At 52.5% G+C, this 25,713-nt stretch carries 17 protein-coding genes; 8 read left to right on the forward strand and 9 right to left on the reverse strand.

All coding sequences use genetic code 11. The features are described 5' to 3' along the window. Positions 1 to 2: 2 nt before the first annotated feature. The 3 genes from BN4_RS09070 to aprB form a co-directional block, all read right to left on the reverse strand. Positions 3 to 1,247 (reverse strand): CoB--CoM heterodisulfide reductase iron-sulfur subunit A family protein, encoded by a 1,245-nt coding sequence (locus BN4_RS09070; protein WP_269450392.1) that lies wholly within the window; start codon positions 1,245 to 1,247, stop codon positions 3 to 5. Between the two features lie 160 nt (positions 1,248 to 1,407). After that, positions 1,408 to 3,405, reverse strand: a complete 1,998-nt coding sequence (aprA, locus tag BN4_RS09075; RefSeq protein ID WP_015415088.1) for an adenylyl-sulfate reductase subunit alpha — start codon at positions 3,403 to 3,405, stop codon at positions 1,408 to 1,410. Positions 3,406 to 3,470: 65 nt separating this feature from the next. Beyond that, positions 3,471 to 3,971 carry an adenylyl-sulfate reductase subunit beta gene (aprB, locus tag BN4_RS09080; protein WP_015415089.1) on the reverse strand — a complete coding sequence of 167 codons (501 nt, stop codon included), beginning with the start codon at positions 3,969 to 3,971 and terminating at the stop codon, positions 3,471 to 3,473. 614 nt (positions 3,972 to 4,585) lie between these two features. On the opposite strand from aprB, the gene sat reads away from it, so the two are divergent. Continuing rightward, positions 4,586 to 5,869 (forward strand): sulfate adenylyltransferase, encoded by a 1,284-nt coding sequence (sat, locus tag BN4_RS09085; protein ID WP_015415091.1) that lies wholly within the window; start codon positions 4,586 to 4,588, stop codon positions 5,867 to 5,869. Between the two features lie 332 nt (positions 5,870 to 6,201). On the opposite strand, the gene BN4_RS09090 is transcribed toward sat, so the two are convergent. Beyond that, positions 6,202 to 7,062: a GNAT family N-acetyltransferase gene (locus BN4_RS09090; protein WP_015415092.1), complete on the reverse strand. Its 861-nt coding sequence runs from the start codon at positions 7,060 to 7,062 to the stop codon at positions 6,202 to 6,204. Continuing rightward, positions 7,059 to 7,841, reverse strand: coding sequence for a polysaccharide deacetylase family protein (locus tag BN4_RS09095; RefSeq protein WP_157871330.1), 783 nt, complete (start codon positions 7,839 to 7,841; stop codon positions 7,059 to 7,061). Before BN4_RS09095 ends, BN4_RS09090 begins: the two co-directional genes overlap by 4 nt. Before the next feature lie 113 nt (positions 7,842 to 7,954). On the opposite strand from BN4_RS09095, the gene BN4_RS09100 reads away from it, so the two are divergent. From BN4_RS09100 to BN4_RS09110, 3 genes are all read left to right on the forward strand, one after another. Beyond that, positions 7,955 to 9,064 (forward strand): radical SAM protein, encoded by a 1,110-nt coding sequence (locus tag BN4_RS09100; RefSeq protein WP_015415094.1) that lies wholly within the window; start codon positions 7,955 to 7,957, stop codon positions 9,062 to 9,064. A 137-nt stretch (positions 9,065 to 9,201) separates the two neighbouring features. Further along, on the forward strand, positions 9,202 to 10,368 hold the full coding sequence (locus tag BN4_RS09105; RefSeq protein ID WP_041720883.1) for a glycosyltransferase family protein: 1,167 nt from the start codon (positions 9,202 to 9,204) through the stop codon (positions 10,366 to 10,368). A 32-nt stretch (positions 10,369 to 10,400) separates the two neighbouring features. Further along, positions 10,401 to 11,639: a glycosyltransferase family 4 protein gene (locus BN4_RS09110; protein WP_041720884.1), complete on the forward strand. Its 1,239-nt coding sequence runs from the start codon at positions 10,401 to 10,403 to the stop codon at positions 11,637 to 11,639. Positions 11,640 to 11,767: 128 nt separating this feature from the next. On the opposite strand, the gene folD is transcribed toward BN4_RS09110, so the two are convergent. Then, a complete protein-coding gene (gene folD, locus BN4_RS09115) occupies positions 11,768 to 12,625 on the reverse strand; it encodes a bifunctional methylenetetrahydrofolate dehydrogenase/methenyltetrahydrofolate cyclohydrolase FolD (RefSeq protein ID WP_015415097.1) in 858 nt (285 codons plus the stop codon). Between the two features lie 269 nt (positions 12,626 to 12,894). Next, positions 12,895 to 14,181 carry a phosphopyruvate hydratase gene (gene eno, locus BN4_RS09120; RefSeq protein WP_015415098.1) on the reverse strand — a complete coding sequence of 429 codons (1,287 nt, stop codon included), beginning with the start codon at positions 14,179 to 14,181 and terminating at the stop codon, positions 12,895 to 12,897. Between the two features lie 429 nt (positions 14,182 to 14,610). Between eno and BN4_RS09125 the strand changes: the two genes are divergently transcribed. After that, the gene (locus BN4_RS09125) at positions 14,611 to 16,485 is read left to right on the forward strand and encodes a methyl-accepting chemotaxis protein (protein WP_015415099.1); all 1,875 of its coding nucleotides are present in this window, start codon (positions 14,611 to 14,613) and stop codon (positions 16,483 to 16,485) included. 225 nt (positions 16,486 to 16,710) lie between these two features. Then, the gene (locus tag BN4_RS09130) at positions 16,711 to 18,675 is read left to right on the forward strand and encodes a methyl-accepting chemotaxis protein (protein WP_015415100.1); all 1,965 of its coding nucleotides are present in this window, start codon (positions 16,711 to 16,713) and stop codon (positions 18,673 to 18,675) included. Positions 18,676 to 18,780: 105 nt separating this feature from the next. On the opposite strand, the gene BN4_RS09135 is transcribed toward BN4_RS09130, so the two are convergent. Together BN4_RS09135 and BN4_RS09140 are read right to left on the reverse strand one after the other, a co-directional pair. Next, positions 18,781 to 19,554, reverse strand: coding sequence for a type III pantothenate kinase (locus tag BN4_RS09135; protein WP_015415101.1), 774 nt, complete (start codon positions 19,552 to 19,554; stop codon positions 18,781 to 18,783). A 97-nt stretch (positions 19,555 to 19,651) separates the two neighbouring features. Further along, entirely contained in the window at positions 19,652 to 21,823 is a 2,172-nt protein-coding gene (locus BN4_RS09140) for a methyl-accepting chemotaxis protein (protein ID WP_015415102.1), read from the reverse strand. 212 nt (positions 21,824 to 22,035) lie between these two features. On the opposite strand from BN4_RS09140, the gene BN4_RS09145 reads away from it, so the two are divergent. Both BN4_RS09145 and BN4_RS09150 read left to right on the forward strand, forming a co-directional pair. Beyond that, entirely contained in the window at positions 22,036 to 23,079 is a 1,044-nt protein-coding gene (locus tag BN4_RS09145; protein ID WP_015415103.1) for a hypothetical protein, read from the forward strand. Between the two features lie 3 nt (positions 23,080 to 23,082). Further along, positions 23,083 to 25,599, forward strand: a complete 2,517-nt coding sequence (locus BN4_RS09150; RefSeq protein WP_015415104.1) for a cytochrome ubiquinol oxidase subunit I — start codon at positions 23,083 to 23,085, stop codon at positions 25,597 to 25,599. Positions 25,600 to 25,713: the final 114 nt, after the last annotated feature.

Raw genomic sequence — 25,713 nt, forward strand, 5'->3', positions numbered from 1 at the left:
GGTTACCTCCCTACCACGGTTTGAATCGCTTTCATCGCGGCAGCAGTGCCGGACTGGGCGGTCTTCATGACGTCAAGGGGCTGCTTGGCGCAACCAGCGGCGATAATACCTTCGCCGTCCATGACGAAACCGTCGGCATCCATGGAACCGACCGGAGCAGTCAGTCCAGCAGTGCTGGGCTCCATGCCCGTGGCCAGGACTACCATGTCGAACTTCTCTTCGGACTTAATACCAGTGAGAGCGTTCTCGACGGTGACGATGGGGTTGCCAGCGGCGTCTTCGACGATAGCTGCGACTTTACCTTTGACGAGACTGAGCTTGTCGTCCGCCTCGGTGGCAACCTTGAATTTGTCATAACGACCGGGAGTACGCAGATCGATGTAGAAAACAGTCACGTTGGCATCGGAGCGTTTACGGACGTAGCGGACATGCTTCAGGGAAGCCATGCAACAAATGTAAGAGCAATAGTTCAGGTGATTCTGGTCACGAGAACCAGCGCATTGAACAAAAGCGATCTTTTTAGGCTCCATCCCATCTGAAGGACGGGCAATCTGGCCGCCTGTGGGACCGTTGGGCGCTGCAAGGCGCTCAAACTGCATGTTGGTGACGACATTCTTGAGAGTGCCACCGCCGAGGTTGGTCAGGTTGGAAACATCATAGGGTTTCCAGCCGGTAGCAACCACAATGGCCCCGACATTCAAGTCGATGGCCTTGGATGTGTCATCAAGATCAACTGCGTCATAAGGACAGGCAGCCTTGATGGCGGAAAGCTCACCTTCGGACGCATTTTCAGCATCCACCACATAGCGCATCGGGAACATGAATGGATGGGTCTTGTAAGCCATGCCGCGCTTGCCGGTGCCGAAATCGAATTCGGATTCAACCGTGGAGGCCGTAGCCTTCTCGCACTCGCCGCAGGCGGTACATTTTTCATTCACGTAGCGGGGCCGCTGTGTGATTTTCACGTCGTAGTTTCCTTTGGTGCCGGAAACGGACTCGACGCTGGCCATGGTGATGACCTTGACATTGGGGTTATTCTTGATGCGCTGAAATTGAATCTCTAAACCGCAGGAAGGGGGACACAGCTTCGGAAAGTACTGATTCAGCTGTGCAACCCTGCCACCGAGGTAGGGATTTGTTTCAACGATGTAAACCTCGTAGCCGATTTCGGCAGCTTCGAGGGCGGCGGTGATTCCGGCGAATCCCCCACCTACAACGAGAATACTATTATTCGACATTCTCTTCACTCCTCCCGAATAAAGTTGAGGCTCAGCCAGAAAATGGCCTAAACCCGGACCGGGAGCGGCATCCCGGCCCGGATTCAGACCATTTCAGCCCCGGTAGATTGGGAAGTGACCGCGAACCCAGGGGCTCGCGGTCACGGGATGATCATTTCCCTAATAGGACTTAGGCGTCAGGGATAATCTTGACGTAAGGCTTCTTGAAGATAGTGGTCACGCCAGTGGCGGGATCAAAGGTGGAGTTAACAAAGCATCTCCACTTGGAATCGTCCAGGCCCATGAAGTCGCCACGGTAGTAGAAGCCCGGGTAACGGGATTCTTCGCGGAATTCGATGTGCTGCATGTGCAGGCGGACAGTCCACAGACGGTGGAACTGTTCCCAACAACGCATCAGTTCGTGCAAGTCACGAGCTGCGAGCTTCTTGGAATCTTCCTCGATCATACCGAGCAACCAGAAACCGGTGTTCAGCAGAGCCTTGGAGGTCATGTACAGAGTCGCAACACCACCACCGTATTCATCGGTGCACTTGATGAGACGCATCATGAAGTTGTGAGGAGTGATGTAAGCAGGGTTGACAACAGGATCGGTGGAACCGCCCTTGTTCTCTTCGTAGGTGTACCAAGGCTGGTACAGCTCCTGCTTCAGTTCTTCAGCGGTTTCCTTGAAGGAAGGCTGGAAGTCCTTGTGGTCAACAACCCAACGGACCATCTGCTTACCGACGATGCGGCCTTCAGCATGGGAACCGGAGGAGAACTTGTGACCGGAAGCGCCAACACCATCAGCACAGGTCCACAAGCCGTTGACAGTCGTCATACGGTTGTAAACTTTGCCGTTGTCAGCTTTGACCTTATAGGAATCAGGAACCCATTCTTCGTCAGGGCCGGAGCACCAGATGCCGCAGCAACCGGAGTGGGAACCCAACAGGTAAGGCTCGGTAGGCATGATCTCGGAACCACGATCCTCAGGAGCGCAGTTGGTAGCAGCCCACAGGTTGGCCTGGCCAACGCACATGTCAAGGAAGTCTTCCCAAGCCTCGGACTCAAGGTGCTTCCACTCAGGGCCGGACAGATCGCCATTGACGGTCTTCAGCAGAGCGGACTTGGTGTCCATGAAGATCGGGCCGCGGCCTTCACGCATTTCACGGAGCATCATGTGGTTACGCAGACAAGTGGGGATGATGTGACCCTTGGCATAGCCGCGATCCTCGTAAGGCTTCAGCATGGCACGGTTGGTCTCGCAGTAATCCTCACCCTTGTAGTTGGTAGCTTTGGCCTTGAACAACAGGAACCATGCACCGACCGGACCGTAACCGTCTTTGAAACGGGCGGGGACGAAGCGGTTTTCCATCATGGTCATTTCGCCGCCAACCTGGGCAACCATGGTGTAGGTGGAACCTGCGTTCCAGACTGGGTACCATGCGCGACCCATACCCTCTCCAGTGGAGCGGGGACGGTACACGTTAACAGCACCACCACAAGCGACAACAGCAGCGTTGCACTTGTAGATGTAGATCTTGTTTTCGCGAGTGGAGAAACCAACAGCACCAGCGATGCGGTTAGGCTCGTTCTGGTCGAGGAGCATCTTGACGATGAACACACGCTCGACGTAACGATCTTCACCAATGGCGTTCTTTGCAGCTTCAGCAACGATGCACTTGTAGGACTCACCGTTGATCATGATCTGCCAGCGGCCGGAACGGACAGGCTCTGCACCGTTGCGGATTGCCAGGCCTTCGGCCTTGGCTTTACCACCGTCGAGGTTTTTGCCGTCTTTCTTGACCCAGATGGGGAGACCCCATTCTTCGAAGAGGTGGACGGAATCATCAACGTGACGGCCGAGGTCGAAGATCAGATCTTCACGAACCAGGCCCATCAGGTCAGTGCGGACCATGCGGACGTAATCGTCAACATCGTTCTCACCGCAGTAGGTGTTGATTGCGGACAGACCCTGAGCAACCGCACCACCACGCTCGATGGCAGCTTTATCGACCAGCTCCAAGGTAATGGAAGGATCAACTTTCTCGATCCAACGCATAGCTTCGAAGGCAGCGCCGCAGTTACCCATGCCGCCGCCGACCATCAGGATATCAACACTTTTTTCGACGATTTCCGGCTCGGCGAGAGCAACACCTTTGGAGGCTTCTTTCATAGGAAGCAGAGGCATAATATTTCTCCTAGATTATTCGTGTTTCAAATTCAGTAAGACTAGATAAACTGCACAATCCCGTACTAGACGAGGTCGGCGTAGTCTTCCATCTTCCACTCTTTCTTCAGGTCAGCCTCAGTGATGGCAGCCGGTTCCATTGCGGTTGCAATGGGGGTGACCAATTCGGTCTCGGTGAACAGCAGTTCATTTTCGAGATCGGACGGCTCAGGCTTGCCTTCGAAAGGCTTGATGGAACCTTCAGGAGTGGTACGGATGGGGAACTTGAAGCGCTTCACGGAACCGTTACGGAACTTGATGGTCCACATGATGTCTTCAGCAGAGCGCATGGGGATGGAGGTACCGCCCATGGGTGCGAAGTCAGCGTACGGACGGGCTTCGATTGCGCCCTGGGGGCAAATCTTGACGCAGGAGTAGCACTCCCAGCATGCAGACGGTTCCTGGTTGTATGCCTTCATTTCGGCAGGATCCAGGATCATCAGATCGTTCGGGCAAATGTACATGCAGGCGGTCTTTTCGCCACCTTTGCAGCCGTCACATTTTTCCGGGTTAACAAAAGTCGGCATAACTTCTCCTCCTAAATAGGGTTTTATTATTCACAAAAACCGACGTCCTCTACCTTAACTAAAAAATATACACGACCCAATTTAATGGGGCGGAAATTGGGAATTAGCAAGACGCACAATCCTTGTCAACGTGAAAGTGAATTTTTGAACAAGCGATCATCGTCAAATCCCGTCAATGGCTTACATACTCCCGACTGCCGCTTTTTCCCCTGCTTTCGCTCCACACGAAGGCACTTCGGGCAACTTCGGGATTATCAATGAAAACCACCACAGTTTTTAGGGCAAATCGAGCGTTGTTAGCAAGCGTTTTCTGAATCTGTTGCCTGATTATCATCTGAAGAAAATAATACCCCGATTTTATTTGATTTTATAGCATAAAAGCTGCTCACTTTTTCTAGACTTTTTTATGACTATTTTGACATTCCCGTGACCATTCATTTCAATCTCTATATGAGACAAGTCATTTGGAAAAACCGCTTGACACGACTTTCACAAACGTACAATAAAGGCTGACCCTGATATGGGAAATAATCATGGTTTCGGGGCGGGTTGTATTCGCACACCATGAATTAAGGCTATGGTTTTATTAATAAAACTTTTTTTAGGAGGCTTAAATGTCCAACCTCGTAGCACCTCACGGTGGTAAAGGTCTCGTCTGCTGCCTGCTCGAAGGCGCTGAGCTTGAAGCAGAAATCAAAAAGGCCGAAGGCCTGAAGACTCTCGACATTTCCGATCGCGCCAAGGGCGACCTGATCATGATGGGTATCGGCGGCTTCTCTCCGCTGAACGGATTCATGAAGAAGGCCGACTGGGCTGGCGTCTGCGAAAAGTTCCTGATGGCAGACGGCACCTTCTGGCCCATCCCCATCACCCTCGACACCGATGACGAAGACGTCAAAGTCGGTGACGAAGTCGCCCTGAAGGCAGCTGACGGCACTGTCTACGCTACCATGACGGTCGAAGAAAAGTACGAGATGACCGAAGCCGACAAGAAATGGGAATGCGAGCTGGTCTACAAGGGCGAAGGCGAAGATTCCGCTGACGACAAATTCTGGGAAGTTGCCATGGAAGATCATCCAGGCGTCCAGATGGTCATGGCTCAGGGCAAATACAACCTGGCTGGTCCTGTCAAGGTTCTGTCCGAAGGCGACTACGCAGTTCGTTTCCCCGGTGTTTACCTGACTCCTGCTCAGATCCGTGCCGAGATGGAAAAACGCGGTTGGTCCAAAGTTGCCGCTCTGCAACTGCGTAACCCCATGCACCGCTCCCACGAATTCCTGGCCAAGATCGCCGTTGAAGTGTGTGACGGTGTTGTCATTCACTCCCTGATCGGCAACCTGAAGCCGGGCGACATTCCGGGTGATGTCCGTATCAAGTGCATCCAGACCCTGATCGACAACTACTTCGTTCCCGAGAACGTCATCAATGCCGGTTACCCCCTCGACATGCGCTACGCCGGTCCCCGTGAAGGTCTGATCCACGCAACTTTCCGTCAGAACTACGGCATCAACAACATGCTCATCGGTCGTGACCACGCTGGTGTTGGTGATTTCTACGGCCTGTTCGAAGCTCAGGACATCTTCAAGAAAATCCCTTACCAGGACGGTTGCGAAGCTGAGTCCGGAAAAGCTCTGCTTTGCCAGAACATGAACATCGACTGGACCTTCTACTGCTACAAGTGCGACGGCATGGCTTCCATGCGCACCTGCCCGCATACCAAAGAAGACCGTGTCATCCTGTCCGGTACCAAACTGCGCAAGGCCCTGTCCGAAGGTGCTGAGGTCGTCGATCACTTCGGTCGCGATGAAGTCCTCGTCATCCTGCGCGAATACTACGCTGGCCTGACCGAAAAGGTCGAGGTCAAGATGCAGAAAGCTGCTTCCGGCGCAGACATGTAGTGTCAGAGCCGGTCAGACCATCTGATCGATACGAGGGAGGCAACAGAGATGTTGTCTCCCTTTTTTTATTGCCTGAATCCAGCTTGTCCAAAAGAGCACAAGTAAAAAGATGGCGCGATTTCATTCGCTCTTATCCTCTTTTTCACAAGCTGAGAATCGCCCGCACTTTTATATTTGACCGAATACTGCACGGAGCAGTGTTGACCTCAACCTTGCAGAAGGACACACCGGAAACCTCGCAGCAGAGATGTCACCCTGTGATCATGCCTTTTTCGAAGCTGATAAAGTGATTGGAAAGAGTCTGCATCACGCAGCCATCCTTGATGAATGAACTAATCGAGCTTCAGATCAAGCAGGACTATCTCCGAATAAGCAAGATCTATATTGCGAGGTTTGACACGAGAGGTTTTATAAAATCGAGGGGACTGGAGACGCTCCACAATTGCGCCGTGACCATCGTTTTCAACAAATCGTCTATCAGCGGCAAAAACAGCATTCCCATCAGGCAGCAAAGCTTCGGCAATATCTCCCACCCTGTCTGTAAACATGCCGGGATTGCTACGATAGAGGACGTCATAATAGAGAGTGCCACCTTTTTTCTTTGCCAATGAAAGCAACAGCAGACACTGCGTACATCGTGTTGAAACAAGCACCGGTGTCACCGGAAGCCCTCGATGGTCTTCCAGAATTTCCACTTCATCCGGGTTACCCCGCGTCAGTATTTTTTCAGGGTCATGCAACAATTCAAGATTCTCAAAGGCATGCCCATCTTTTTTCCACAGCAAACGTTCCGTTTCCAGCACATCGAGGCCAAGCGTTTTGAAATATTCGATTTTTTTTGGAGAAAGAGAGCAAACCAGATAAGTTGTCTCAGGATCAGCAGTCGCCATCTCCAGCATCATGCGTCCCAACCCGTGTCCTCTGTATTCCTTGCGAAGATACCATGAAGTGAAATTGACAAATCGTCTTTTCCTGGTCCCCACAGTTCGATACGAGCAGATGTGGCCATGAAAACCAACAATCTCCTCTCCGTCTACGGCGACGATCCCCAGGTCTGGCTGCTCATGGCACCACGGGGCGTTAAAAAGACGTTGCCAGCGTTCCACCGGGATATCAGGGTTCATGAACGTATGGAGCAGATGACAAATGGCATCGCAATCATCAAGACGAACAGGGCGCAATGTCGCAATCATCTTCGAGTCCTCGTTTGTGAGATTGGCCAGATATCCGCCGGCCTCATCCAATCCGTGGCGGGATGAGTGGCCAGCAGCGAAAAGAGCAGTTCCAAGAAATCCCAGGCAGCAGTGTCCATTTCCATATGATGCGTCAGCACACAGGTCGGCTCGGACGCATCGGCAAGCCCTGTCCGCTTGGCAGCAAGATGGCTGACAAGCTCTCGCACGCATTTCTCGCTTCCGACAAAACGCGCACCAGCTTTTTTATCTTTCCATGAAAGAAGATCACAGTGAGCATCGGCACGGACCAAGTCCGCCGGAGGAACCGGGCGCTGCCGCTTGTAGGCGGCCGAAACGCCCCGATAGCCCATAACCGGCAGGTATGGGAGCAACGCTGCATCCATCCTGTTCCACGGCGGCACTATGACCGGCACAAAACGTGCGGCGAAAAGCTTTTCCAAAAGCAGCATGCCCTGCCGCAATTCCTCCAGCACCACTGAAGTCGGACGATGCAAACCGAGTTCCCATGCCCCGTTTCCCTTGGGAGCATGATTGATATGAGCGTAGCCATGCTGCAATACCCAGGCATGCTCACACTCGTTCACAACCTGTCGAAGAGACTCTCCGGCACGCATAGGCACAGCCGCCAGCCCGCACGGGACAGCGTGTCTGGTACTGAGAGCAAGGAGATGCTCCAGAGCCGGGCAGCATTCTCCGGCATCATCATCGCGCCACCAAAGTTGAACCCGCTGGCCCATCCGGGTCCAAGCATCCAACTCTGTTATCAAAATGTGCACTCGTTCATCTGTCATGGGTGGGTCAGTTGTAGCAAAGGTCCCCCCAAAAGGGAAACCCATACGCTGGTGTTTTTATAGAGAACATGGCAGGAGACCCAAAGGAGATGAAGCCAATGAAAACGCAGATAAACAGCATAATCTGGAACATGACACGCAAATGCAATTTTCGTTGCGAATATTGCTATTTCCCTCACGACAACACCCCGGTCACGGAGACATTGCCTGTCGACAAAGTGAAGGCATTTCTGAATGGTACAGGCCGACCATGGTCTGTCCGAATGACTGGAGGCGAACCCTTCATCTACCCCGGCATCATAGACATTTGCGCCGAGCTGTCCCGATCGCATAGAATCGGTATCGATACCAACCTATCTGTTTCCTCAAAAATACAGGACTTTGCTGACAGAATTGATCCCGACCGTGTGGAGAACCTCTATGTGGCGCTTCATATCGAGGAACGCGAACGGGTCAAAGGAGTTAATTCCTTCATTCGCAACGCCCGACTGCTGATTGACCGGGGGTTCGCTGTCATCGTCAACTATGTGGTTCACCCGAATCTGGAAAAACGATTCCACCAAGATGTGGCTTTTTTTGCGGAACGGGGCATCACCATCACGCCGCGTCCTTTCAGGGGTGAGTACAATGGCCGAAGATATCCCGAAGCGTACGGCGACCGGGCACAAGCCATTTTCGCCAATCATCCTGAACAAGGCAAAAAAATAGCATTCAATTTTTACGGCGTCCCCTGCACAGCAGGACAGACCCTCCTCCGGCTGGAACCAGACGGCACGATTTTCCGATGTCCGGGAGATAAGACTGTCCTCGGCAACGTTCTTGATCACGTTACCCTTGGGTCTGGTGCTGAACCTTGCCGAAAAATGCGGTGCCCCTGCCGAGGGCTGGACCATGTCCACCTGACACCCGCCCAATCCGCTCTGGTGGAAGGCGTCCAGTACGCAGTTGTCGGAGACAACCAGGGATCTGCCGATGCCCTGGGACGAGCTCTGGTCAGCGTTCCGGCGCACCCCTGTGCCGAAAACAACCTCGGAGTCATAGCCTGGCGAAACGGCGACACAGACTGTGCCGCAGGGCACTTCCAAGCCGCCCTTGCGGCCCGCCCCGAGCGAACTCTTTATGCTGAGAATCTTCATGGAGCCACAGAAGGGAACCCTGATTTTGACCCACAAATATGCCTGGACGTGAATCCCTTTCCCGATAAATAGGCTCAACCTGATAAATTATCCCCTGTTGTCATGAATGCATTACCTTTTCTGGACAGAAAGCCTTCAACCCGGTAGTGTTTCCCTGCTGGCACGTCCCGATGACATATCCGGCCTCTTTTTTTGCCAGCGATGAATATATGAAACCGAAATCATACAATATATTGATGTATTCCCATGACACGTACGGTCTGGGACACATCCGCCGCACCATGGCCATTGCGGGCAGCCTTGTTCGCCCTGGGGTCAATATTCTCATTGTCACAGGTTCCCCCATTGTCGGACGCTATACCATGCCCAGTGGAGTGGACTTCGTCCGTATGCCGGGTATGATCAAGAAAACCAACACGATCTACGTCCCGCATTCCATCAAGGTGGACCCGAAGATAGCCATCACCATTCGCAAGAACATCATCCTCTCCACAGCCAAGGCATTCAAACCCGATCTTTTTATTGTGGATAAAGTGCCTTCCGGTCTGAAAAATGAAGTCCTGCCGACGCTCAAATGGATCAGGAAGAATCTCCCTTCGACCCGCGCAGTACTCGGACTGAGAGATATTCTCGATGACGCCCGGTCCACACAGGCGGACTGGAAGCGAAAAAAATTCCCCGAAATTCTCCGAGACCTCTACTCCGAAGTCTGGGTCTACGGAGACAAAGCTCTCTACGACCCGATCGTCGAGTATGCCTTTCCCGATGACATCGCGGAAAAAACAGTCTTCACCGGCTACATCCCACGCAAGGTGCCCAAGCACCGAAAAGTCAGACGAAAGCACAAGCAGGTCGTGGTGACCATCGGCGGCGGCGGAGACGGGTACACCGTCCTCGATAATTATCTCAAGATGCTTGAGACCAACGGCACTGTGGATTTCAAAACCCTGATGATAACCGGACCGTTCCTTGACCCGGATCGGCTTGATGAACTGGCAGATCGCGCTCGCGCCCTCAAGGTCCAGATCAAACCGTTCGTCAAGAATCTGGAGAAACGCATGGCCGCAGCTGATCTGGTCGTGACCATGGGCGGCTACAACACCCTGTGCGAAATCCTTTCGCTCAGGAAACCAGCATTGGTCATTCCGCGCGATAATCCCAGGCAGGAGCAATTGCTCCGGGCCAGGGTTTTCAAAAGCCACGGCCTCTGCGATTATATCAAATGGGACAACGCTACCCCTGAAATGCTTCGAGAAAAAGTCCACGCCCTCCTCACGGACTCCACCCGATGCGTGGCCGAACTTGAGCAATTCCGTATGACCGGCCTTGATGTCATGCGGCAGCGGCTTACCCATTTCCGAGAGTGTGACGAGTGACAGATTCCTCCCCCAAAGGGAAAACCCTCGGCATGGTGCTGAAAGGGTATCCCCGAATTTCCGAGACCTTTATTTCCAATGAAATTCGTCTGCTCGAAGAAATGGGGTTTACCATCCATATCTACTCCATGCGAGCGCCCAGAGAAAACTTTACCCACGATTCAATCAAATCGATCAAGGCCAAGGTTACTTACCTGCCCTCATCGATGATCCTGGGGCTCCCAGCCCTGCTCTGGTATAACCTACGCCTTTTCTTCCGTAGACCTGGCCGGTATTGGCGATGCCTCAAACTCATGAAGACCCGTTTTCGCCTGGCTCCCAAGAAGCACACATGGCTCAAACATATGCTCCAGGCCGGGTATATCATGCAGAAATCCGTTCTTGATCAGGGGGTCGACCTCGGGCACATCCACGGACACTTTGCCCATACGCCGACCACGGTAACGATGTACGCCGCAGCCTTGGCGGATGTGCCTTTTTCTTTCACCGCCCATGCCAAGGATATCTACACCCAGGACCCTCGCCGTATTGAAGACAAGATAGACCTCGCCAAATTCGTCGTGACATGCACCCGATACAATGAAGGGTATCTGTCTCGGTTCTCGAAGAACGGCAAACCCATTCATTGCGTTTACCACGGCATCAATCTTGATCTTTTTTCGCCCAATGGACGGACGACCGGGGCGACCAAACCGTATCAAATTCTCACAGTGGCCCGCTTTGTGGAAAAAAAGGGACTCGACACCATCCTGCATGCCCTGGCCCGGCTTCGCGATGCTGGTCTTGAATTTCATTATACCCTGGTCGGGGAAGGAAAATCCGGCTTCAACCGCACTCTTCGCGCCCTGATCACAGAACTGGGTTTGGATGATGTCATGACCCTGCCGGGAACCATCACCCATGATGAAGTGATCAGACTTCTGGGCAACGCCGATTGTTTCACTCTCGGATGCCGGGAAGCAAGCGACGGAGACCGGGACGGTATTCCCAACGTCGTGGCGGAAGCCATGGCAACCGGTGTCCCGGTTGTCGCCACAGACGTGTCCGGGGTGCCGGAACTTGTGGAGCACGAGAGCACCGGTCTGCTCTGCCCGGCCAACGATCCCAAGGCGCTTGCCGTTATTCTTCAGAGAATGTTGACAGACCAAACCCTTCGCGCTCAGGTCATTCCGGCTGCCCGCGACAAGGTCCATGCAGTCTTCGACAACAAAAAACTCATTCATGACCTGGGAGATATCTATTTGGCCCATGGAGTCCCCTGCGAGCGGTAATTGCACAAACAAGCTCTTTGAAACGCTCGTGTCTCTGCACAGGGAGCCCCCCGCCCGAGCTTCGTTGAAAACAAAAAGGGCCGGAACTCTCATCAAGTTCCGGCCCTTTTTGTTTTCAGTATCTTGAACTATGCACCGACATGCAGCTTGAATGCCTCAAGTGTGTTGACCATCAACTGAGCGATGGTCATGGGGCCGACGCCCCCTGGAACGGGGGTCATGGCATGGACCTTGTCCTTCAGGGCTTCAAAATCGCAATCACCGGCCAACCCTTCATCTGTTCGATTGATACCGACATCAACCACGACCGCTCCTTCCTTGACCATATCGGCAGTGACAAAATTTGGTGTGCCAATGGCCGCAAAAATAAAATCCGCCTCCAGGCATTCAGCCTTGAGGTCAGCGGTACGCGAATGACAGAGCGTCACCGTTGCATTGGCGCAGGGTCCGGCCTGAGAAAGCATCATGGCAAGGGGCTTGCCCACAATGTTCGAGCGCCCGATGACAACAGCCTTTTTGCACGCAGGGTCAAGGTTGTAACGCTTAAGCAGGTTGATGACTCCTGCGGGGGTACACGGTTTGAATCCAGGCAGCCCGAGACTCATTTTACCGACGTTGACCGGATGAAAACCGTCCACATCCTTATTGGGATCGATCAGATCAAGAATTTTCTGAGAATCAAGCCCCTTGGGTAACGGCAATTGGACCAGGATACCATCCACGTTGACATCACGGTTCAATTCCTGAATCAACCCCTCAAGTTCATGCTGTGTCGCTGTCTCAAGACGATGTGGAATGGACAGGATACCACAGTCCTCACAAGCACGCTCCTTGTTGCGCACATAGACCTGACTGGCCGGGTCTTCCCCCACCAGCACCACAGCCAATCCCGGCTTACGCCCGAACTGAGCCTTCAGCGCATCGGTTTCCTGTCTGATTTCAGCTCGAATAGTGGCTGATGTCTCTTTTCCGTCCAGAAGAATCATGTCTGCTCCTGTGCCCCGTTTCCGCATCCCTTTGGGGACTTTGGTTACTGCGGTTGTGATCACGGTTATCCAGACGGCTCCGGTGCCATCTCCCTGGAATCCTTCAATCCGTTCATTTTAATCGGCCTCTCTCCTCCTGATACTCCCCGGTGCAAGTGGTCCCCTGCATCAGGACCGGAAGGACGCGGAGCTTCCTTCGATACCGGACGGCTGTGACTCAAGAGAAAAGGCCGCTTCTCATGAAGCGGCCTTTTCGTCAAGTCGACAGTTTAATCCTCGAAGAAACTCCCACCCAGAATCGGGCCGTAGTAGACGCCGTCATCGGCCAGGTCTTCCTCGATGCGCAGAAGCTGGTTGTATTTCTCAAGACGATCCGACCGGCACAATGACCCGGTCTTGATCTGCCCGGCATTCACGGCCACGGCCAGATCAGCAATGAAATGATCGCCCGTTTCACCGGAGCGATGAGAAACGACATTGGTATATCCGGCAGTCTTGGCCAATTCAATGGTATCAAGAGTCTCGGTTACCGTTCCGATCTGGTTAAGTTTGATCAAGATGGAATTGCAAACGCCGCGATCAATACCTTCTGCGAGAATATCGGGATTGGTGACAAACAGATCGTCACCGACAAGCTGGATACGATCACCCATCTTGTCAGTCATGGCTGCAAAGCCGTCCCAATCCCCCTCAGCCAGCCCATCCTCAATGGATACCAGCGGGAATTGGTTGGTCAGGTCCTCGTAGAAGTCGATGAGTTCATCGGAGGACAAGGTCAGATTTTCACCGGCCAAAACGTATTTGCCGTCCTTGTAGAATTCACTGGCAGCGGCATCAATGGCAAAACAAATTTCTTTGCCCGGTTCGTAGCCCGCTTCTTCAACAGCACGGGTTATGTATTGGAATGCCTCGGCATGGGATTTCAGATTGGGGGCAAAGCCTCCCTCGTCTCCCACGGAAGTGACATGCCCGTCCTTGGCAAGGATTGCTTTCAACTTGTGAAAAGTCTCAGCGCCCATACGCAGGGCCTCGGCAAATGTCTCGGCACCGACAGGCAGAATCATGAACTCCTGAATATCCAGGTTATTCGGAGCATGTTCGCCTCCGTTAATGATGTTCATAAGTGGTACAGGCAGCAATTTGCCATTGGTCCCGCCAAGATACTGGTAGAGAGGAAGTCCCAGAAAACGGGCGGCCGCACGCGCAGCAGCCATGGAAACACCAAGCATCGCATTGGCACCGAGTCGTTCCTTGTTTTCGGTTCCATCCAAATCGATAAGCGCATTATCCAGGGTGACCTGACGAACGCAATCCATGCCGATAACTGCACCGGCTATCTCGCCACGCACATTTTCCACTGCGGTCATGACACCCTTTCCACCATAGCGCTCTTCTTTGTCGCGAAGCTCAAGGGCTTCACGGGAGCCGGTGGATGCCCCGGAGGGGACTGCGGCGCGACCGATGATGCCGGACTCCAGAATGACTTCGACTTCAACTGTGGGGTTGCCGCGAGAATCAAGGATCTCACGCGCCCAAACGCCGGAAATAGTACTCATGATCAGCTCCTTACAATATGATTGATAACGATTTCATGCCCATGGAACGGCGAGATTCTAAACGAATTCTGCACAATGCTCAATTACCTTACGGCCGGGACACAAAAACACAGTTATTTTTTTACCCCACCCCATTGTCCCCCAAAACAAGATTCCATATGCTCGTATCATGTTAAAAAAAGAGACTCCTATTTTTAGAAGAATACTGAATGGATATCAAATCAACAAATTGAATTCATTAAGATTTTCATGGAATCTCACACTGTTTTTCTTGTGTTTGATTATTCAACGCGCAGCTTCACCACTATAACAGACTTGACAATATATGCATGTCTTCCTCTTCACCCACCGTATCCTCCTTCCCCAGGACATGCCACCTGTTACCTGTTTTTCAGTACGCACACCCGAACCGATACCATGGAGGTCTCCATGAAACTCTCAACCAAACTCAGCCTTGGTTTCGCAACGTTATTGGCCTTGTTGCTTATCCTCGCCACAGTTGCCTACTTTTCAGTGGAAACATCCAGCAATGGGTTTGCAACATACCGTAATCTGGCCCGCAATACCAATCTGAGCGGACGGCTCCAGGCAGATATGCTCATGGTCAGGATGAAAGTTAAAAACTTTATCATCCGAGGAAGCCAAAAGGATCTTGAAGAATACAAAACCTTCTTTGGCTCCATGATTTCTCTCATGGGCGCTGCCCAACAGGAGATCACCACCCCGGCCCGCGCACGACTCGTGGCAGCGGCGGCTGAACATGTCATGAATTATGGAGAAGCCTTCAAAAAGGTACACGGGTTTCGGACACAAAGAGATCATTTAGTTCACGACGTCCTCAACGCAAAAGGCCCGCGTATGGAACAGGATCTGACAGAAATTCTGATTTCGGCAAAAGCGGATAATGATACGGAAGCCGCATTCACCTGCGGATTGGCCATGCGCAATCTGCTTCTGGCCCGCCTCTATGTCATCAAATTCCTTGATGACAATTCCCAAACCTCCATAGACCGTGTTCACAAGGAAATGGATGAACTGCGTCGAGACCTTCAGGAACTGGACACATCACTCCAAAATCCTGAACGACGGCGTTTACTTGAAGAAGTTCGTGTCCTTTTCTCGGAATATTTTACTGCTTTCGATCGATTGACGGCAGTCATATTCGAACGAAATGACATTATCACGAATACACTTGATCGGCTCGGTCCCACTATTGCGAACGATATTGAAAAAGTGAAACAATCCCTCATGAGTGATCAGGACACACTTGGCCCCAAACTCCATCAGGCGAATCAACAGACTCTCATTATCGTTCTCCTGATCAGCCTTTTTGCGCTCGTGGTCGGCATTGGAACAGCAGCTTTCATCATCCGCAGCATTACACGCCCGTTGCGTGCCGGGGTTGAACTGGCAAAGGCTGTTGCCAGCGGTGACCTAACCGTTGAAATCGATACCAGCCGCAATGATGAAATAGGCGCACTGACACGGGCGCTGGATGAAATGATCGGACAACTGAAAACAGTGGTGACTGATGTTCGATCCGGTTCATCCAGTGTGGCTGGCGGGAGTGCCGAACTTTCAGGCACAGCGCAAAGCCTCGCGGAAAGCGCCACGGAACAGGCTTCCGCCATTGAGGAAATCTCAGCGTCCATCGAAGAAATGTCGAGTAATATCAGCCAAAATACAGAAAACGCAGTCTCGACTGAAAAGATAGCTTCTTCTGCCGCCCAGGAAGCCGGACAAAGTGGAAAGGCCGTTGCCGAAGCAGTCCTCGCCATGAAAGATATCGCAGGAAAAATCGGCATTATCGAGGAAATAGCGAGACAGACAAACCTGTTGGCGCTCAATGCAGCAATCGAGGCCGCCCGCGCCGGAGAAAATGGAAAAGGATTCGCAGTCGTCGCTGCCGAGGTTCGAAAACTTGCCGAACGAAGCGGACAGGCCGCCGGCGAAATCAGCGGTCTCTCCAACGCCACGGTCACCGCTGCCGAACAGGCCGGAGTCATGCTGGAACATCTTGTCCCGAATATCCTGAAAACTGCGGAATTGGTGCAGGAAATCAGTACGGCAAGCAGCGAACAGAATATCGGAGCGAAACAGATCAATAAAGCCATCAACCAACTGGACACCGTCATTCAACACAATGCATGTGCGGCTGAAGAAATGGCGAGCACCAGCGAAGAACTTTCAGCCCAAAGCCATCATCTTGAAAAGGCCATCTCCTTCTTCCGATCAACAGCCGCCCCACATACTATGCTTCAGCCCCCCAGACAGGGGCAAGAGAACGATTCTGCTCGGTATTGATGAGCCTCTGAACACTTTGCATCCTTAAAAACTGAAGAAGAGGATGTCCCAGGAATCCCTGTGAAAACTCCGACCGGTCGCCCGCTCGGAGTTTTCACGCTTTGACAGTCCATTACCCACTTCTGAAATCCGCATTGCATTATATTTTTCAAATATCATTTGCCCCATACCTTTCTCAGGTAAAGTTCACAGTGAAAAGAGATAACCCTGAGAGAGGACCGTGAAATGAAATTAGCCAGTAAATTGTATTTGGGATTTGGTTCCGTGCTCTGCCTACTCCTGATTCTTGCAGGAGTCTCCCTCTGGGCCTTAGAAAATTCGAGTAACGGTTTTCTGCGATACCGGGGACTGGCTCGCGATTCAAACCTCAGCGGCAGACTTCAGGCAAATATGCTGATGGTTCGCATGAACGTGAAGGATTTCATCCTCTCGGGCAGCGAAGAGGACAAACAGGAGTACAATGACTATTTCATGAAAATGAAAGAGTTTATGGAGGCTGCGCACAAAGGCATCGATAATCCGGGACGGGCCGGGCTTATTGATGATGCGGACAGCCTTGTCGCTCAATACGGAAAATATTTTGAGGAAATAATTCAGTACAGGGCCGAAAGAGATCACCTCGTCAACAACGTACTGAATGACCTTGGCCCGAAGATGGAAAAAGGTCTGACTAAAATCCTGACAACGGCGAAGCTGGATAACGATATGGAATCTGCCTATCGAAGCGGTCTGGCAATGCGGAACCTTCTTCTGGCCCGACTTTACGTAATGAAATTTCTGGACGACAATTCCCGGCCATGCATCGAACGTGTTCGAAAGGAAATAAAGGAATTCAGCCAGGAGATGTTCACACTCCAAGGGAATCTCCGGAACCCTGAACGTCGTAAAATCCTTGCAGACGTCATGGAAATGCAAACCACTTACAATGAAGCGTTTGAGATGGTGACCAAGATAATCGGCAGACGCAACAAGGTTATAAACGAGAATCTGGATAGCCTCGGCCCGGCCATTGCACAGAATGTGGAAAAGGTGAAACTCTCCATCATAGAGGATCAAAACGCACTCGGTCCAGAGCTTCAATCGACCAATGACAGAACAACGATGTTCCTGATTATCATAGGCCTTCTGGCTACAATCGTTGGTCTGGGCACTGCTTTCCTCATTATCAGGACCACCCAACACCAATTGGGTCAGGACCCGGCAGAGATCGCCGGTATCGCGAAGAGCATCGCTCAAGGGAACCTTGATCTGGACCTTGATGCCCAAGCTGTCGGGGTTTATGGCGACATGCGAGACATGGCTGCCAAGCTCACCGAGGTGGTCACCAGTGTCAGAGTCAGTTCATCCAATGTCGCAAGCGGAAGCAATGAGCTTTCCTCATCAGCACAAATGCTCTCGCAGGGAGCCACCGAACAGGCCGCAGCTGTTGAGGAAGTGTCAGCATCCGTCGAACAGATGGCTGGGAATATCCGCCAGAACACTGAAAACGCCATTACGACGGAAGAAATAGCCAAGACCTCGGCCCGAGATGCCGGAGAAAGCGGAACCGCAGTCACCGAGGCCGTCAGTGCCATGAAGAATATTGCAGAGAAGATTTCTATTATCGAGGAAATAGCCCGACAAACCAATCTGCTGGCGCTCAATGCAGCCATTGAAGCAGCTCGGGCCGGAGAACACGGCAAGGGATTTGCCGTTGTCGCTGCCGAGGTTCGCAAGTTGGCCGAACGGAGTGGGCAGGCCGCTGGTGAGATCAGTCAACTATCCACGACATCGGTGGATATAGCTGAACGTGCCGGAAAAATGTTGGACACCCTGGTCCCCAATATTCGCCGAACCGCCGAGCTGGTCCAACAGATCGCAACAGCGAGTAATGAACAAAATACCGGAGCGGAAGAGATTAATCGAGCCATGTCCCAACTTGATACCGTCATTCAACAAAACGCCTCGGCAGCCGAGGAAATGGCCAGCACAAGCGAGGAGCTTTCCGGCCAGAGTCAACATCTTGAACAGACGATCGCTTTCTTCCAGGTACGCCATGCAAACCGAGGCTCCAGGGGTGTTTCTGTTGTTCCGCCCAACAGCGTCGCTTTGCCTTCCCCACCAACGAAGACTCATACAGCAAAGACGGTGGCTCCCTCAGGCTCCGGGCTTGAGCTGGATATGGATGACGGAGAATTTGAACGTTTCTAAAAGAGACCTGACAGACTGAAGAACTCATGGCAGCGCCCCAACTCTGAGAAGAGATGGGGCGCTTTCAAATCAAATATACCGAAATTACTAAAAGTTATTTTTCTCTCATTCATGATTGGAATACGCCAGCCACAATCCTTCCATGACCAACTCCGGACGAATCTGATCAATACGACGACTGACTTGCGCAACATTACGTGCCAAACCGCCTGTTGCGACGACAAAGGGATCTTCCATCTTCTCCGACAGCTTTTCGACAAGACCGTCAACCATGGACCCGAAACCGAAGACAAGCCCCTGATTGAGACACTCTTCCGTAGTCGTTCCCCATGACAGAGTCTTATTATGTATCTCGAGATCAACTTTAGGCAACTTTGCCGTGCCGCTCGCCAAGGCTGCTGTCGAAGAAAGAACACCGGGACAAATCAATCCGCCCTTGAAGGCGCTCCCTTTGACACAGGCCAGAGTCGTAGCGGTTCCAAAATCAATAACAATTATATTTTCAGACTCATGCATCATGCGTGCGGCGAGGCATCCAACCAGGATATCCGCGCCGACCTGCTCGGGGCGAGCATAGCAATTTTCCAAAGCAATCTTGAGAGTCCGTCCTGCAAAAAGGGCATCACAATCGAAAAAACGACGGGCCATGCTTGAGATCAACGGGTCCAGCGGAGGGACGACGGAAGAGATGACACACGCCTCGACATCTCTTGAGGTGACTCCTTCTCGAGCCAGAATGGCCTCGATCTTGATACCCCAGTCATCAGCCGTGTTGGCCGGTCGTGTCGGGAGGGTATAACTTGTTCCGAGACCTTTTTCGTCAGCCAGGCAAATCTTTGTATTGGTATTTCCTGCGTCAAAGAGCAGTGTTGTTCCCATGATCGTCTCCTTTCACGGAATACCTACCTGTTTCCGGGCAAAAGACAAGGCCCGCATCCACAGGGATACGGGCCTGCCTCATTCCCTGAACGCCACTTTAGAAGCGCTCAAAATCCTCATCGTCGTCATCCCCCAAATCCAGGGCGACCCCACCCTCTGGAGCCTTGGGCGCAGCCTTGGAAGGAAGCGGTTTGGGCGCCGGTCTTGAAGGAGTTTTGGGAGTGGACTGAGTAACACGAACTGTTTTGTGCGTGCCTACGTTGCCAACACCAATACTGAAGTAACCAATATTTTCCTGCATGATCGCGGCATGACTCGCCAATTCCTCCGAGGACGCGGCCACCTCTTCGGACTCGGCAGAATTTTGTTGAACAACGCGATCAAGTTCCAACATGGCATTCTTGATTTGTGTTGCCCCGGTATGCTGCTCATTACTGCCAACGGCAATTTCTTGCACCAGTTCCGCAGTTTTATTGATGTCCGGAACCATTTTCTCAAGCATCTTCCCGGCCTGTTCGGCAATCTGGACACTGCTCGCTGAAAGTTCACTGATCTCGGCAGCGGCCACACCACTTCGTTCGGCCAACTTGCGCACCTCGGCAGCGACAACGGCAAATCCCTTGCCATGTTCTCCGGCTCGAGCTGCTTCAATGGCGGCGTTAAGCGCCAGCAGATTGGTCTGACGGGCAATCTCCTCGATAATGGCAATCTTATCTGCAATCTGTCGCATGGCCTCTACAGTCTTGCCCACAGAGTCACCACCCTGACGCGCATCCTCCGCAGCCTGGCGTGCTATCTTTTCCGTCTGATTGGCATTCTCGGTATTCTGCTCGATGTTTGATGTCATTTCTTCCATGGAGGCGGAAACCTCTTCCACGGCACTGGCCTGGTTGGTTGCTCCTTCGGAGAGCGACTGCGAGGTCATTGCCAGCTCCGAACTCCCGTTTGTCACGCTTCCGGCCGTACTCTGTATATTGGTCACAACCTCACGCAACTTGTGTGTCATGGAGTTCACCGCAGCTCCCAATGCCTCAAGCTCATCCTTGGGACCTCTGGAGTTGACCGGTAATTGCTGAACATTGAGATTGCCGCGATCAATATCACTCATGACGGCCACGATCCGGCTGATGGACAGACTCATGTTGCGGCCAAAGTAAAAAGAAATAAAGACACCCAAAACGACCATGAGCACTCCGATGACACCAGACCACCATTTGGCATTGGCCAAGGCAACAGCCGCTTCATGTTTGCCCTCCATGAATTCCTGCACAAAGCCTGTTCCGACAATAATCCAGTCCCATGGCTTGAAATAGGAGGCAGTCAAAATGACTTCCTTACCATCAAGCGTGGCATCACGCGTTACCGCTTCGCCATTAGCCTGTTTGGCAGCCTCGAAAAGGTCCTTGTACACCAGCATCCCATTCTGGTCTTTGGACTCAAGCAGGTTGTCTCCCTCTCTGGAATTGTTCTTATGCATTTTGACAACTCCGGCAGCTGTACCGGACCCACCCACAACCGAAAGATATCCTGTCTCGCCGAGCACCACGGACTTGAGTCCGTCGCGCAACTGCTGGACTCCCTCCTGAAGGATGCCGACGTACAGACAGCCCAGAACATTCCCGGAAGCGTCCTTGATCGGCCGATACTGTGTCAGGTACCATGCGTTGACCACATATGCGGTCCCCCGATACGTTTCGCCGGACTTGATCGTCTGGGCGACAATACTGGAGCTGGGGATATACGTTCCTACCGCCCGGTTCCCATCAAGCTTCATGATATTCGTTGCCACGCGCAACAAATCACCCTGTGCATTCATTGTCTGAAAAACGGTACAGGTTGTCCCTGTCATACGCATGATCTCATCGACCATGGGCGTTGTTTTATTCGGGTCCGCATTGTGGCCGAACCAGGTGTCACCGAAAAGCATCCTGGGTAATTCAACCCGGCTCTTCTCTTTGGTAATCTGATTGAGAGCCGTCCATTCCTCAGGCTCTGTCGAGAGTGTTATCCCACCCGCTCGATCAACAACGTCCAGCAGAACGCGCATGTCGTTTTCCAACTGGTTGGATAATGTCGCATGCTGTGTGGACAGTAGATTCCTGGCATCATCGACCGCCAATTCGATTGTATGTTCCGCCTGTTTATCAAAATAATCCGACAGTTTCATGCCGATCTTAGAACTCTGCCAAAACAAAATAGCCAGAATTCCAAGTGTCGTCAGCCCCACCAACGCCACTCCTAATGTCGTCAACTTCGTTCCGATCTTCACGCCTGCTCACTCCGTTTTATGATTGATCTCTCAAGCGGAACCACCCAACTCCCCCGAAGACTACTTTGGACGATACCTGCCGTAATAACTTCAAGCCATTATAAACAAAGAATTCCTTTTTCGTCTTGTGTAATTTAACGGTATTGTCGGCAGGGGATTGTGTCTACCGATGAAATCCCATATAGAATACGGCTTAACACTTAGGAGGCCCCATGAATCCCGCATCGCTCATTCCCTTGGCAGAGCCTATTCCTGTCCCGTGGCCATGGTTCGACGCACTGCTCGTCATCACATTCGCCGCCCATATCCTTTTCATGAACTCCATGCTCGGTTCCGCTGCCATCGGCCTTGTGCATGCCTTCAAAGGCAAAGAGGGCCTCACTCGTGACATCGGCCAGAAACTCCCTCCGCTTCTGGCCCTGACCATCAACCTGGGAGTGGCTCCCCTCCTGTTCCTACAAGTCAATTACGGACAATTCGATTACGTCAGTTCCGTCCTCATGGGAGGCTGGTGGCTCTGTGTCATCCCGGTCCTCATTCTCTCTTATTATGGTCTCTACGCTTATAAATTCGCCTATGACTCCATGTCTCGCCCACGACGACTGGCCATCTTTTCCCTCTCTGTTGGCGGACTGCTTTATGTCGGGTTCATGCTCTCCAACAACATGACAATCATGCTCCGTCCCGAAATATGGTCCCGGTACTTCGAGGGGCATACGGCCTTTCTCAATTGGGGAGACCCCGCCATTTATCCCCGGTTCCTTCATTTCATGGTCGGAACAGTCGCCATAGGAGGAGTCTTCATCGCTCTGCTCGGGCACTGGCGCAAGCAGGAAGAATACGTGGCAATCGGCCTGACGTGGTTCATCCGCGCGACCATCGTTAATATCGCCATCGGCCTCTGGTTTCTCATGGCCCTGCCCGGAAACATGATGCTCAATTTCATGGGGCAGACCCTGCCTGCCACCGCCACTTTCGTAGCCGCCCTTGCCTCGGCTGCTCTTATGCTCTGGGCCGCGATTCGGAAAAAGACCACACAAACGGCTGTATGGGCCGCAACCACGGTGCTCTTCATGAGCTTCACCCGGCACTGGGTTCGCACTCTCTACCTCGAACCATGGTTTCGGATAGAAACAACCCCGATCACTCACCAGTATGGCTCACTGTATCTCTTTATCGGCTTCCTCGTTGTCGGTCTTGCCCTGATCGGGTACATGCTCAAACTCTATTTCAAATCTCGTGGGGGGGAGGCGTAACTCATGGAATATCCTATCTGGCATCTCACCACTCTGGCTGGCGGTTTCTGGATCGCCTTCATAGCCACGGTTCATGTCTACGTAGCCCACTTTGCTGTAGGCGGCGGACTTTTTCTGGTCCTGACGGAACGAGCCGCCTACCGTTCGGAAAACCCGCACCTGCTCGAATACGCAAAAAAACACACCAAGTTCTTCCTCCTGCTGACCATGGTTTTCGGAGCGGTGACCGGTGTGGCAATCTGGTTCACCATCGCACTGCTCGCACCGCAGGCAACCATCACCCTCATCCACCAGTTCGTCTTTGGCTGGGCCGCGGAATGGGTCTGTTTTCTGGGCGAGATAGTCGCCCTGATCATCTACTATTACACATGGAAAACCATGAAACCCGGCGACCATATGACTGTGGGCTGGCTCTACTTTCTTTTCGGATGGCTTTCCCTGTTCCTGATTAACGGTATCATCGGATTCATGCTCACACCTGGGGACTGGCTCGAAACAGGATCATTCTGGGATGGTTTTTTCAATCCCTCGTTCTGGCCAGCATTGGTCTTCCGAAGCTTTTTTTCTGCGGCCTGTGCCGGACTATTCGGCTTTGTCACCGCCACACGCATTCCCGATACAACAACACGGCACACCACCGTCCGGACCTGCTCCGCCTGGACCATCCTCGGCGTTTTGGCAACCATGGCAGCCGGGTACTGGTATGTGACGGCTCTGCCTGCGCCACAGCAGGAAATGATCCTGCTCAAGTCCCACCGTGTCTCCGACTTCATGCAGTGGTTCTGGATTTTCGGCGTTCTGACGCTCCTTGGTGGGTTGGCTCTGGCCATCAAACTGCCCCGAGCCATGAGCTTTCCCCTGGCATTGATTGTCCTGCTCGCCGGACAGGGCCTCTTCGGTTCATTCGAATTCATCAGGGAATCAGGACGCAAACCCTACCTCATCTGGAACTACGCCTACTCCAACTCCATAATCAAAGCACAAGTCCCGGTCATCAACCAGAAAGGGGCCATTGCCAGTGCGCGATGGGCACCACATGAGCTGAAAACCGGCATAACCGATGCCAATGTGATGCAGGCGGGTGAATTCCTCTACCAACTCGAATGTGCTTCCTGCCACTCCATCGGCGGTCCCATGAACGAAATCCGCAAACGCACACGAAACTATGACACCAACGCCATGGAAGCCTTCCTGACAGGCATGGGCAAACTCAACAGATACATGCCCCCCTTCATCGGCACGAGGCAGGAAAAAACTGCGTTGGCGATCTATATCGCCCAAGGGCTGAACAAAAATGAAAGTGTAGAACCTGTCGCCATCCCGACACCGGAACCGACCACACCTGCTCCTTTTGATTCCGTCCACTCCGAATACACCCTGACGGCATGGGCTGATCAGGGTATGCAGTTCTATGTTCAATCAAGGCAATTCACCCTCCTCCCTGCCGGAAACATGATGCGTGCCCAACTCGTACGACGAGGCAGCTCTCCAGAAATAGTCACTGAAGACATCAAGATGCACTACAGCATGGAACCGGGATTCAAAGGTGAGAATCTGAGCGGCGAGCTTGAGGCATTCCCAGAGGCCGGACGATTTGAGGGGCGATTGGCGATTCATCCCTTCAAGGACGGCGTCTTTGAGCCACTGCCTATAATGACCCTGGAAGCCCGAACGCCTGAAGATGAAATCCTGGCAACAGCCAAAGTGACAGTCCCGACCAGTGACCAAATGGGCTGTCGCAATTGTCATGGCGGGGATTGGGAACAGAATGGACACGGCATAGCCTCGCCCACGGCAGCCAACATCCTCGAAACACACGACCGCATGAATAATACAAATCATGTGGAACGAGCAAAAAAAGGCCCTATCCTCTGCATAGAATGCCATGATGATCCAGCTCAAAATGCACAAGGATCAAATGGCTATCCAACGCTTTCCGCCGCCATTCACGGTACCCATGCCGTTTTTCTGGCCGGACGGGATGCAGAGGATTCCTGCCTGAAATGCCACCCGAAGAACTCCCTGCGAGGACAGCACAAAGGCGTGGGTCTAGAGTGCACCAATTGCCACGGCTCCATGGAAAATCACGCCATATCCCTGCTCAAGGCCGATCAAGTGCAGGGCAAGAAAACCGCAGACAGATTATTATCACTGATCAAGCCCAGTGGAGACCAGACTATCGAAAGCATCAATCCCAGAAAACCCTGGATCAACGAACCGGACTGCCTGACCTGCCATGTGGACTTTGAAACACCGGAAACCGATATGGGCTTCAATACCTGGACCAAAGATGAAGGTGCCCTTTATTCCATCCGACGCGACGACATGGAAGCCATACACTGCGCCGGATGCCACGGAAGCCCCCATGCCATATACCCCGCAACGGAACGGGACAACGTTTTACCTCTGCAATACATGGGAGCAGCCCAGAGCTTTGGTGCCGACGGAAGCTGCTCGGTCTGCCATATTGATATGATGGATTATCCCATGCATCACCCAGGCATGGGTATAGAAGAATAACAGCAAAGACCTCCCGGAAACCGGAGGCCTTTTCCAGAACTCTTGACAGATGGACAGAATCCCCCGGAGACATTTGTTTCTGGGGGATTCTTCATGGGAAACTCATTTCCATAT

The organism is Pseudodesulfovibrio piezophilus C1TLV30 (assembly GCF_000341895.1).
In the GTDB taxonomy this organism is placed as follows: domain Bacteria; phylum Desulfobacterota; class Desulfovibrionia; order Desulfovibrionales; family Desulfovibrionaceae; genus Pseudodesulfovibrio; species Pseudodesulfovibrio piezophilus.